Annotated in this window: 9 protein-coding genes; 3 read left to right on the top strand and 6 right to left on the bottom strand. The window is 62.0% G+C overall.

What is annotated here, in order from left to right:
* Positions 1-245 precede the first annotated feature (245 nt).
* The 3 genes from DW136_RS08235 to DW136_RS08225 form a co-directional block, all read right to left on the bottom strand.
* On the bottom strand, positions 246-1,247 hold the full coding sequence (locus tag DW136_RS08235) for a P1 family peptidase (protein WP_118289390.1): 1,002 nt from the start codon (positions 1,245-1,247) through the stop codon (positions 246-248).
* 100 nt (positions 1,248-1,347) lie between these two features.
* Complete coding sequence (locus DW136_RS08230; RefSeq protein WP_118094543.1) at positions 1,348-1,929, bottom strand: nucleoside triphosphate pyrophosphatase; 582 nt, start codon at positions 1,927-1,929, stop codon at positions 1,348-1,350.
* On the bottom strand, positions 1,926-2,468 hold the full coding sequence (locus DW136_RS08225; protein WP_117655326.1) for a DJ-1 family glyoxalase III: 543 nt from the start codon (positions 2,466-2,468) through the stop codon (positions 1,926-1,928). Before DW136_RS08225 ends, DW136_RS08230 begins: the two co-directional genes overlap by 4 nt.
* A 627-nt stretch (positions 2,469-3,095) precedes the next feature.
* On the opposite strand from DW136_RS08225, the gene DW136_RS08220 reads away from it, so the two are divergent.
* From DW136_RS08220 to DW136_RS08210, 3 genes are all read left to right on the top strand, one after another.
* Positions 3,096-4,076 (top strand): EamA family transporter, encoded by a 981-nt coding sequence (locus DW136_RS08220; RefSeq protein WP_117638210.1) that lies wholly within the window; start codon positions 3,096-3,098, stop codon positions 4,074-4,076.
* Positions 4,077-4,198: 122 nt separating this feature from the next.
* The gene (locus DW136_RS08215) at positions 4,199-5,629 is read left to right on the top strand and encodes a 6-phospho-beta-glucosidase (RefSeq protein ID WP_117583936.1); all 1,431 of its coding nucleotides are present in this window, start codon (positions 4,199-4,201) and stop codon (positions 5,627-5,629) included.
* Between the two features lie 31 nt (positions 5,630-5,660).
* Entirely contained in the window at positions 5,661-7,109 is a 1,449-nt protein-coding gene (locus tag DW136_RS08210) for a PTS transporter subunit EIIC (RefSeq protein ID WP_117583937.1), read from the top strand.
* Between the two features lie 175 nt (positions 7,110-7,284).
* Here the strand turns inward: DW136_RS08210 and DW136_RS10240 are convergent, their stop codons facing one another.
* The 3 genes from DW136_RS10240 to ppk1 form a co-directional block, all read right to left on the bottom strand.
* Positions 7,285-7,563 (bottom strand): IS3 family transposase, encoded by a 279-nt coding sequence (locus DW136_RS10240; RefSeq protein WP_199407134.1) that lies wholly within the window; start codon positions 7,561-7,563, stop codon positions 7,285-7,287.
* Between the two features lie 176 nt (positions 7,564-7,739).
* Positions 7,740-9,068, bottom strand: a complete 1,329-nt coding sequence (rlmD, locus tag DW136_RS08200; RefSeq protein WP_117759007.1) for a 23S rRNA (uracil(1939)-C(5))-methyltransferase RlmD — start codon at positions 9,066-9,068, stop codon at positions 7,740-7,742.
* A gap of 98 nt (positions 9,069-9,166) precedes the next feature.
* On the bottom strand, positions 9,167-11,569 hold the full coding sequence (gene ppk1 / locus DW136_RS08195; protein ID WP_233546553.1) for a polyphosphate kinase 1: 2,403 nt from the start codon (positions 11,567-11,569) through the stop codon (positions 9,167-9,169).
* Positions 11,570-12,140 lie beyond the last annotated feature (571 nt).

Below are 12,140 nucleotides of genomic sequence, written 5' to 3'. Positions count from 1 at the left end.
AAAGGCCAAGGGGCCTCTGCTATAAGAATCGATTGTCAGGTTATTTGAATTTGAAGATCTTAGACGCGCGGTACACAGGGGTCTGAGCTGAAAAGATTTTGGTTGGTAGGTTGCCCGGTGGGTCTTGGTTATGTTTGTCGCGAGTTCCGCACGAGCCGAAGAGCACTTAATGTGCTCTTCGTGCGAGCCAGGACTGTAGAGCAGCAAACATAACCAAGACCCACCGGGCAACCGGACGAGCTAGTTTACTTTGCGGCGCCGGGGATGCCGTGGGAGGTTTTGGCGGTTTTGGCTCCGTTTACGATGGCGGTTTGCAAAGCCCTTACGGCGAGCATGCCCAGCAGGTCTAGGGGAACGGCGGCGCTTGCCTGGGCGCCCAGTTTGCCGCTGGCGAGGGTGTAGATGGTGTCGCCGTCGTTGGTGGTGTGCGTGGGGCGGATGGCGTGTGCGTAGGCGTCTGCGGCCATCTGGGAGACCTTGGTGGCTTGTGCCTTAGTGAGTTCCACGTTGGTGACGATGCAGCTGATGGTGGTGTTGGTGCGGTCGAGCGGCATCTGCATGGATCCGGCGGCGGCAAAGGCTGCGAGTTCCATGTCGACGATCTGGTCGCTATCGGCGGCGGCGCGCATGCCGGCGACCCACTCTCCGGTGAAGGGGTCGACCACGTTGCCGCAGGCGTTGACCGAAACCACGGCGCCTACCTTAACGGGACCGAGCGCCACAGCGGCAGCGCCAAGGCCGGCCTTCATGCAGGTGGCGGGGCCCATGAGCTTTCCGACGGTGGCACCTGTGCCGGCACCTACATTGCCCTGCTCGAGCGTGGTGGGGGTGTTGTCGAGTGCTTCGCGCACGGCGGCGATGCCGGCCTCAATGTCGGGGCGAACGGCGGGGTCGCCAAAGGCGAGGTCGAAGATGCAGCTGGAGCACACGATGGGCACTTGCGTGGGGCCGACGGGAAGGCCGATGCCGCGGCTCTCAAGCTCGCGAGCGACGCCGCTTGCAGCCTCGAGGCCAAAGGCCGATCCACCCGAAAGGCAGACGGCGTGGACCTTGTCGACGGTGTTCTCGGGTCGCAGCAGGTCGGTTTCGCGCGATGCCGGGGCACCGCCGCGAACGTCAACGCCGCCGGTGGCGCCCTCGGGTGCCACGATTACGGTGCAACCGGTGCCGGCCTCCTCGTCCGTATAGTTGCCATAGCAAAAGCCATCGACATTGCAAACATCGATGGCTTCGAGCAGCGTGTCCATATTTTCTCCTATCGGTTTTCCGCCGGGCCTTATGCCCGGTCGGGATCCGTACGGTACGGCAAAATTGTAGGCGCTGGGGGATACCCAGCGCCAGATGCAATTACGAGAGTTTTTGAATCGCGCGTGCGACGCGAGCGATGGGCAAGCCCACCACGTTGTAGAAGTCGCCCGAAATGTCATGCACGAGCATGCGGCCGCCTGTGCCCTGGATGCCGTAGGCGCCGGCTTTGTCCATGGGTTCGCCGGAGGCGACATAGTGCTCGATCTGCTCTTCGGTAAGCTCATAGAACGTCACGTCGGTCACATCGACAAACGACAGACTCTCGGCGGCATGCGGAGCTGTAGCGTCGCCGGCTTTAACGATGCAGACGCCGGTCGCAACCTGGTGCGTGCGGCCCGAAAGCTCGCGGAGCATGGTGCGCGCCTCGTCCTCGTTTGCCGGCTTACCCAAAATCTTGCCATCGAAGGTGACGATGGTATCGGCCGCGACGGTCAGCTCATTGGGCTCGGCATGCTCGGCGGCGACGGCAGCGGCTTTGGCACGCGCCAAACGCTCGACGAGCGTAAGCGGAGCTTCGCCATCAAAGGGCGTTTCATCGATATCTGCGGGAATCACGCGAATGTTGTAGCCTGCCTCGTGCATCAGCTCAATGCGGCGCGGCGATTGCGAAGCCAAGATCATAGTTGGATGCCCTCGGCGACCTTCTCGACGGCCTTGTCACCGGCGAGCGTGCGCAGCAGCTCCAAGGCAAAGGGGAGTGACTGCGCCATGCCGCTGGCAGTGATGATATTGCCGTCTTGCGTGACCTTCTCGCCGGTATAAGCTCCCTCGGGGAAGCTCTTCTCAAAGCCAGGGAAGCATGTGGCGCGGCGCCCCTCGAGTAGACCAAGCTCGCCCAGGATAAACGGGGCGGCGCAGATGGCGGCAACGTGCTTGGTCGCGGCGAAATCGCAGACTACGTCGCAGACGCGCTGGTCGGCGCGCAGGTTGGTGGCACCGGGCAGGCCGCCGGGCAGCACGACGCAGTCGTACTCGTCAAAGTTGATCTCGTCAAAGAGGGTATCGCAAGTCACGGGAATCTGCAGCGAGCTTACGACCTCGCGCGTGGGCATGATCGAGACGAGCGTGGCGCGCACGCCGCCGCGACGCATGACGTCGACCATGGTCAGGCATTCAATCGTTTCAAAGCCATCGGCGGCGAGAACGGCAACGCTGGGCATGAGAGTTCCTTTCGTAAGGCGGCATACAATTAGCCGTCTTATACCCCGAAGACCTCCGCTTGCCACGCTCGATTTTCCATTGTTTAAAAAGGGACGGGGCTATTTTAGCTACCCCACTTGCAGGGTAGCTAAAATAGCCCCGTCCGAATTAGCTACCCTCACCCATCCTCAACAATCTCAATCTGTAACATCTAGACCCACTTTTGACCCCTAACTGTTACAGATCAAGACAAACGGAAACCGCCCCGACAAAACGTCTAAATCTGTAACATCTACGGACCAAAACCGGGTCTTACTGTTACAGATCGAGACAGCCCCCAACAGCACCGCCCCGTTCGGGGAAACGACCGCTACAGGTACGGCGGGCAGAGGCTCACTTTTTTCTTCGGTTTTTCTTGACGGAATCTCACCTGTTGTAGTACTTTGTCCCAGTCTAAAAACGCGTGGACTTTTCTGGGCGCTAGCCACCTTTTTGCCACGCAACCGAGCAGTCGGTTGCGTGGCTTTTTTCGTCTTGGCAGCAGGTACCACATGCACCGCCAGAAGACCGCACGAGCCCACCTTCCGACTGCAGGGAACAGACGCACGAGACGTGCATCTGCAAGACAGCAGACGGAAGGGAGCCTAATGGCAGAAACAAACACAATCAAGCAACAGACCGCCGAGGCGGGAGCCGCGGGCGCGGGGCAGGTCAAGGCGGCGCTCCAGGTCTTTGCGGGCGGCGCCTGCTACGGCGCGATGGCCACGACCTACAAGCTCGCCTACGCCGCGGGCTTCACCTCAGCGCAGGTGGTGGCGAGCCAGGCGTGGTTCGGCTGCCTCTTCTTCGCCCTCGCCACGCTCGCAGGGCACGCACTCGGGCACCGCTGGCAGCGCGTGGGCTGGAAGCTCGCCCTCAAGCTCATGGGCCTGGGAGCCCTCACCTGCCTCACCTCAATCCTCTACTGCTACGCCATGAGCGTGCTGCCCGCCCCGGTGGCACTCACGCTCCTCTTCCAGTTCACGTGGCTGGGGCTCGTGTGGCAGACCGTCATGACGCGCCGGCCGCCGAGGCTCCTCCAAGTGGCCTCCGCCCTGGTCATCGTCTTCGGAACGGTGTTCGCCAGCGGCGTCTACAAGACCGGCATCACCGGGTACGACCCCGTGGCCCTGCTCTGCGCGCTGGGGGCGGCCGTGTCCTGCTCCCTCTTTGTCACCCTCTCCGGCAAGGTCGAGGCCCCCTGCTCGTCCGAGCAACGTGGCGTCATCGTATGCGCGGGCTCCGTGGTCATGTCGCTCACGGTGTGTCCGGACTACGTCGTCTCGGGCGTCCTCGCCCAGGGCATCCTGCCCTTTGCCGTCATCGCCGGCTTCTTTGGCATGCTCTGCCCGGTCCTGCTCTTCGGCATGGGCTCTCCGCACCTGCCCGCGGGCCTGTCCACCGTCATGGCCGCCGCGGAACTCCCCGCCGGCCTGCTCATCGCCATGATCGTCCTCGGCGAGCCGCTCGGCGTCGTCGAGTGGCTGGGCGTCGCCATCATCCTCGCCGGCGTGTGCCTGGCACAGGTCCCCTCCCTGCTTGGAGGCCGGGAGGCACGTCGCGCCGCCGCAGGACAAGCCGTCAGCTAGTCACCCCTTCACAGGCGGCCCGCGCGCATCAGGGAAAGGGCCACGGGCCAGGCGCGCGAGGCCGCAAGGACGTTATAAAGCGTCCCCCGCAGAGATGGGGGCGCCAGAGAGAAGGAGGCACCATGCCATTTCCAAAAGGGTTCCTTTGGGGAGGAGCCACCGCCGCCAACCAATGCGAGGGAGGTTATGACGAGGGCGGCCGCGGCCTTGCCAACGTCGACGTCATCCCACACGGGCCGGAGCGCAACGACGTAAGCCGCGGCCTGAGGCGCATGCTCGACTTCGAGCCCGGGTACTACTACCCGGCCCAGACGGGCATCGACTTCTACCACCACTACCGCGAGGACATAGCCCTCTTCGCGGAGATGGGCTTTAAGGTCTTTCGCCTCTCCATCGCCTGGAGCCGCATCTTCCCCAATGGCGACGAGGAGGAGCCCAACGAGGCCGGGCTCGCTTTCTACGAGGACGTGTTCCGCTGCTGCCGCGAGCACGGGATCGAGCCCCTCGTGACCATCACGCACTTCGACTGCCCCATCCACCTCGTCAAGAAGTACGGCGCCTGGCGAAACCGCACCCTTATCGAGCTCTACAAGCGGCTTGTGACGGTGCTCTTCAACCGCTACCGCGGCCTCGTGCGCTGGTGGATCACGTTCAACGAGATGAACATGATCTTGCACCGTCCCTTCATGGGTGCCGGCATCGTCCTCGAGCCCGGGGAGAATGCCCGCGAGGCCGAGTACCGCGCCGCGCACAACGAGCTCGTGGCGAGCGCCTGGGCCACCAAGATCGCCCACGAGGTCGATCCGGAGAACAAGGTGGGCTGCATGCTCGCCGCGGGAAGCTACTACCCCTACTCCTGTCGTCCCGAGGACGTTCGCGCGGCGCAGGTCAAGAACCAGGAGGACCTCTTCTTCGTGGACGTGCAGGCGCGCGGTCGCTACCCCGGCTACGCGCTCAAGATGCTCGAGCGCGAGGGCATCGACGTGGGCATGACCGCCGAGGACGAGCGCATCCTTGCGGAGAACACCGTCGACTTCATCTCGTTTAGCTACTACTCCTCGCGCTGCACCGCGGGCGACCCCGACTCCGTGGGCGGCGTCGCCGAGGGCAACGCCTTCGCCGGCGTGGAGAACCCCTACGTGCGCACGAGCGACTGGGGCTGGGTCATCGACCCGCTGGGATTCCGCATCACGATCAACGACCTCTGGGACCGCTACCAGAAGCCGCTCTTTGTGGTGGAGAACGGCCTCGGCGCCTATGACGAGGTGCTTCCCGACGGCACGATCGAGGACGACTACCGCATCGCCTACCTGCGCGAGCACATCGAGGCCATGCGTGACGCCATCGAGCAGGACGGCGTCGAGATGCTCGGCTACACCACCTGGGGGCCGATCGACCTCGTGAGCGCGGGCTCCGGCGAGATGGAGAAGCGCTACGGCTTCATCTACGTGGACCGCGACAACCTGGGCAACGGCACGCTCGAGCGCAGGCGCAAGAAGAGCTTCTACTGGTATCAACAGGCCATCGCCACCAACGGAGGCGACCTGGGCTAGCCGCCCGGGCAATATCACTAAGGAGAAAATAATGGCTGAAAAATACGACGATCTGGCCAGATCCATACTCGAGAACGTAGGCGGCACAGAGAACGTCGCCAGCGTCGCGCACTGCATCACGCGCGTGCGCTTCAAACTCAAGGACGAGTCCCGCGCCAACACTGCCAAGATCGAGGCCCTCAAGGGCGTCATCCAGGTCATCCAGGCCAACGGCCAGTACCAGGTGGTCGTGGGTAACATCGTCGAGGACGTCTACGACGCGGTCCTGGAGGCCGGCAACTTCTCGGGCGGCGCAAGCGCCGACGACGAGCCCCAGGGCGATAAGACCGTTGCCTCCGTCGTCATCGACCTCATCTCTGGCATCTTCCAGCCCATCCTGGGACCGCTTGCCGCCGCAGGCATCATGAAGGGACTGCTTGCCCTCATCACCTACTTCGTCCCGGCCTTTGCAAACGACGGCCTCTACACGCTGCTCTACACCGTGGCTGACGGCTTCTTCTACTTCCTTCCCGTCGCCCTGGCGTTCAGTGCCGCGCGCAAGTTCCGCATGAACGAGTTCACCGGCGTGGCAATCGGCGTGGCGCTTCTCTACCCGACGATGGTCGCCCTGACCTCGGGCGAGGCGCTCGGCAGCATCGACCTCGGCGTGGCCGGCACGTTCTCGTGGTACGCCACCGCCCTCGGGCTCCCCATCATCATGCCCGTGTCCGGCTACGTGAGCTCGGTGATCCCCGTCCTTCTCATGGTGTGGTTCGGCTCTATCCTTGAGCGCTGGCTCAAGAGCTGGATGCCGGCTGCGCTCAAGATGTTCCTTGTCCCGCTCGCCACGATGACGGTCTCCATCGTCTTGGGCTACCTCATCATCGGCCCGGTGGCCACCCTCATCACCAACCTGCTGAGCGCGGCATTCTCGTTCATCTTCCAGCTCCCCGTGGTTGGTTCCGTCCTGGGCAGCGCCCTGGTTGGCGGACTGTGGATGTGCCTCGTCATCTTTGGCTTCCACTGGAGCCTCATCCCCATCTCCATCATGAATCTGAACACCCTCGGCCACGACAGCGTGCTCGCCGCCACCATCGGCCACGGGTTCGCGCTCGGAGCGGTCATCTTTGCCATGTACCTCAGAAACAAGGACGAGCGCTTCCGCGGCATCGCCCTTCCCGCGATGATCTCCGCCTTCTTCTTCGGCGTCACCGAGCCGGGCATCTACGGCATCGCCCTCCCCAACAAGCGCGCGTTCGTCGTGGCATGCCTGAGCTCCGCCGTGGGCGGCGCCATCGTGGGAATGACTGGCGCTCTCATGTACATCTCGGGCGGCCTCGGCGTCTTCAACCTGCTCAACTTTATCGACGGGACCCCTGGTGGCGCCGGGATCTCCCACATGATCTTCGCGATCATCGCCTCGCTCGTCTCTGCCGTCCTGGCCTTTGTTATCGAGTTCATCACCTACCGGCCCAACGACGATGAGGAAGGCACCCGCTAGCCTGCGCCCTCCTCAATCAGCTCTATGTAATTGAGGGGCAGTTGAGGTGGGTGAGGGCCGAGGGCGATCAAGGTGGCCGCCCTCGGCCCGGGACAACCTGCCAGAAGGCGTTTAGCTTTCTCGGGCGGCGCTGAAATGAACTGCGCCCCGATACTTGGACGGGTCAATTAGCGGCCTATGCCGCACATGGGGACTGATTTCGGAACTCCTCCGGGGTCAGTCCCTTTTGCTTAACCTGCCTCCTCTTGTTCCAGTGAACGGTGTAGGCGTGGAGGTCCCGCTTGAACTCCTCGAAGCTCCGCCACGTCCGGTTCCTGTAGAACTCGTCCTTCAGGCGCCCGGGCAGCAGCTCCGTCGCAAGAGCTCGCCCTCGCGCGCCGCCGGCCCCGGCCGGGTCCGGGCGCCCTTCGGCCTTCGGTGCGCCCGTATCCCCTGTCGCAAAACTCTGCTGCAAGAGTCCTCAGCGTGGCGTCGTGTCCGACTTTCCCGTCCATAAAGAAGCCCCCCATTTCTAATGTCCAAGAAATGAGGGGGCGGTTCAATTTCGGGACGGGGATTAAATAATCATTCAGAACATTTTTTTTATCCCCGTGCCAGAAAAATCATCGGGCGTGGTCTGGGGCAAACAGTCTAGTTGCGCTTGAGGTGGACGACGGTTTCGCAGTGGAAGGTTTGCGGGAACAGATCGACCGGCGTGATCTTGACGGGGGAGAAGGTACCTTCCTCGACAAAGCGCTTAAGGTCGCGTGCCAGGGTGGCGGGGTCGCAGCTCACGTAGGCGACATCGCGAGCGCTCGTGCTGGCGATAAGGTCGATCGCCTCGGGGGCGAGGCCTGCGCGCGGCGGGTCGACCACCAAGACGTCGGCATCCTGGTCGGGGAACTCGCGCACCGCGTCTCCGCCAATGACGTCGACGTTATCAAGCTTGTTGATTTCCAGGTTACGGCGCAGGTCGCGCACGGCCGGGCCGTAGGCCTCGACGGCGGCGACGAAGTCGCAGCGGCGGGCGAGCGGCAGGGTAAAGGTTCCGGCGCCGCAGTACAGGTCCACGGCAAGCTCGTCTTCTTGCGGGTCGAGCGCTTCCATGACAAGCTCGATCAAAATCTCAGCACCCTTGGTGTTGACTTGGAAAAAAGACGGGGCAGACAAGCGCATCTGACCCTCGGCGATATTCTCGGTCCATGAGCCCTCTCCGGCGAGCATTTCGACCTTGGAGACACGGCGGGCCTTCTTTTCGCCCTTGCTCATCACACGCACGATGCTCGTGGGATGAGCGGCGACCGCCAGCACGCGGGAGACTTGCGAGCGCGGAAAAGAGCCCGTGGGCGTCCAGAGTGCAACCTCGAGCGCCTTGGTGCGGCGCGATGCGCGAATGCCCACGCGTTCGAGCCCTAAGTCATGGCTGCCGCTTAGATAGTTGAGTGCGCCGACGACCGATTTGAGCGCCTTGGGAAAACGTTTATCGAACAGCGGGCACGCATCGACGGTCACGATTTTGCTGGGGTCGACACCGTGCATGCCAAGGCGCACGCGACCGTTGACGACGGTCGGTTCGAGCTCGATTTTATTGCGGTAGCCCCAGTCGTCCTTGGTGTGGCAGATGGGCTGCACCAACTCATCGACCTGCTCAGGAGCGAACTTGCCGATGCGCTCGAGCGTGGAGCGCAGGTTTTGCTCCTTGGCGGCGAGCTGTGCCGTGCGTGAGAGATTGCCCCACGAGCAGCCGCCGCAGATGCCCACGTAGGGGCAGGGGGGCTGAATGCGATCGGGGCTCGGCTCCAGAATCTCGGTGGTGCGGGCGCGCATGAACGACTTGCCGTCCTGTACGACCTCGGCCTCGACGGTGTCGCCTGCCACGGCACCCTGCACAAAGACGGCTTTGCCGTTGTCGGCGTGCGCCAGCCCGTCGGCGCCGTAGGTCATCGATTCTATAGTGAGCTTCATATCCCTGCCTGTCATTCGTGTTGTTGCTCGCACCATGGTAGCAGGGAAAAGCGCCCCGCATCCGAGGCTTTCCTCAAATGCGGGGCGCTTCTACAAACTGCTTCTACAAACGACTATTTCGTCTTGCCGGTAATGAGCGTCTTAAGACCCAGGCCGATCAGGCCCAGGCCCATGCGCACACGACCGGGGCGATGGCGCTCGATGGCCTTGGTCTTGCCGGCGGGCTTATCGCGACGGGCGCTCGTCTCGGGTGCGGGCTTAGCTGCCTGCGGCTCGGGCTGAGGTGCAGGTGCGGGCTCGGGCTCAATGACGGTCGCCTGGACCTTCTGAACCTCGGGTGTGGCCGGCTGCGGCTTAGGAGCAGGGGCGGGCTTTGCCTCAATGACGGGCTCGGGCGCGGCCTCGGCGTTGCGGTAGGCACGCTCCAGCAGGGCTTCCTGCGAGTTGAAGGGTTTCTCACCCTCTGCGCGCTCCACGGGGACCCAGGTGCCGTCGCTCGTGAGGCTGCGGGCCTTCACGTTGTCGCGCAGCTGCATGCTCATGTACTCGTGCACCAGGGCGCGGCAGGTGGGGTCGAGCACGGGGAAGGCGATCTCCACGCGGTGCTCGGTGTTGCGTGTCATCATGTCGGCCGAGCTCAGATAGATCATGTCCGAGTCCACGCCAAAGGCGTAAACGCGCGCATGCTCCAAAAAGCGTCCGACGATAGAACGGACATGCACGTTCTCGGTCTTGCCAGGAACGCCCGGCTTGAGGCACGAGATGCCGCGGATGATCATGTCCACGCGGACTCCTGCGCACGATGCCTCGGCGATCTTGTCGATGACCTCGCGGTCGGTGAGCGAGTTGAGTTTAAAGAACACGCGGGCGGGCTCGCCGGCGAGGGCGCGCTGGATCTCGCGGTCAAGCCCGCGCATGATGAGCGGTTTCAGTCCGACGGGCGCCACACCCAGGAAGCGGTAATCGCCGCGCAGGTTGCCCAACGACAGGTTGCGGAAGAACAGGTTGGCGTCTTCGCCGATGCCGGGATGGGCGGTCATGAGCATAAAGTCGCTGTAGAGCTTGGCCGTCTTCTCGTTAAAGTTGCCGGTACCCAAAAGCGTGAGTCGGGTGAGCGCCATACCCTCGCGATAGGTAAGCTGGCAGATCTTTGAGTGGCATTTAAAACCCTCGGAGCCATAGATGACGGTGCAGCCCGCTTCTTCCAGACGCTCTGCCCACTCGATGTTATTTTGCTCGTCAAAGCGCGCGCGGAGCTCCATGAGCACCGTGACCTCTTTGCCGTTCTCGGCGGCGTCAATCAACGACTCGCACAGGCGGCTCTGCTTGGCCACGCGGTAGAGCGTGATGCGTAGCGAGATGCACTCGGGGTCGTATGCGGCCTCGTGTACCAGGTCCAGGAACGGATTCATGGCCTCGTAGGGGTAAAAGAGCAACTTGTCGCCCTGCAGCACCTGCTCACGAATGGAGCGGGACATGTCGATGGTGGGGTTGGGCTGCGGCTTAAACGGCGTAAAGAGGAGCTCGTTGCGCAGGTGCTCGGGAATTTTGCCCTCGATGCCAAAGACGTAGCCCAGGTCGAGTGGGATATCGCAGGTAAAAACCGAGCGGCGCGAAAGCTCGAGCGCTTTGCGGATGGTCTTGAGCGTCGCCTTCTCGAGCGAACCGGAGACGGCAAGCACCACCGGCTGCAGGCGCAAACGCTTTTTGAGGATGCGCTTCATGTGCTGGCGGTAATCCTCTTCCTCCTCGACGCCCTCGCCGTCCGGGTCGATATCGGCATTGCGGGTGACGCGGATCAGAGCGCGGTCGAGCGGCTTATAGGAGCCAAAGCAGCTGTCCAAGCAGGCAAGAATGACGTCCTCGAGCAAGATGTAGGAGTAGGTGCCGGCGGGCGAGGGAATCTCGACCACGCGGTTCATCGAGGCGGGAATCTCGATGAGGCCCAGCAGACTTTCCTCGTCCGTGACACCGTCCAGTCCGCAAGCTAGATAGAGTGCGCCGTTGCGCAGGTTGGGGAAGGGGTGGCGCGGGTCAATGACCAACGGCGAGATGACCGGCGACACGTAGGCCTGGAAGTAGCGGGTGACAAAGGTGCGCTCCTCGGGCGTAAGTGAATCGATGCGAGCGCGGTGAACGCCCAAGGCGTCGAGTTTGCCCTCGATGCTCTTGAAGATGGACTCCCAACGGGTAAGGAGTTCGGGCAGCTCTGCCATGACGGCATCGACCTGTTCGGAGGCGGTCAAATTGCTCTTGTTGTCCACGGGCTGTTTTTTGAGTTCTGCCAGGTCGGACAGGCCGCCCACGCGCACCATGAGAAACTCGTCGAGGTTGGACTCGAAGATCGACACGAACTTGAGGCGCTCAAACAGCGGGACGGTCTCGTCAAAGGCCTCGTCAAGCACGCGGTTGTCAAAGCGCAGCCAGCTAAGCTCTCGGTTTTGCGTATACGAAAAATCACGCGGCGGCTTGCGCAGCTTGGCGGCCTTTTGCTTCTTTTCGATTTTGCTCGGCATATGCATCTGTCCGTTCAGTCCCCGCAGGGGACGATAGCCTAACTCTATTCTATTGTCTCAATTTAGTTGACCGCTGGCACGGACGTATCGCGTGAACGGTATCTTTACCTATTTCTTACGATGCCCGGCCATAGAACTAACGCTCGCGACGCTATTGCTAGCGTTCAATATTCTCACTCAACTGATAGGGATGCGTGAATAAGAATGATGGTGAGCTGAATATCATCGAATTCGGTCCAAAACGTGAGCTAGCTTCATTTATATACATAAAACCGTTTTACCTATGCAATTCTGAATCATGGATTTATAGATGCGATGGGGGATAATTTATGGGAAAAAGAGCGTTTACCTTAGAAAAGTTACTTTAGAGCGCCGAAGTGCATCATGGGGGAATCACATGCGATATACCGTTCATCGCACTTTGTTGACCGTTCGGGGGCGAGGTGGAATTGCGGGTGGAATTTGGATATAACTAGAGCTGTCAGCAAGCAGCGCCCGTTACGGAAGGGCGCTGATAGATTCGGCCGAAAGGCCCGAAAGAAAGGTAGGAGGCCATGACGAAAGGTCTGCA

It is taken from the genome of Collinsella sp. AM12-1, from assembly GCF_003472325.1.
Lineage (GTDB): Bacteria > Actinomycetota > Coriobacteriia > Coriobacteriales > Coriobacteriaceae > Collinsella.
The sequence above is the reverse complement of the archived record's forward strand: the minus strand, read 5'-3'. Positions and strand labels throughout refer to the sequence as shown.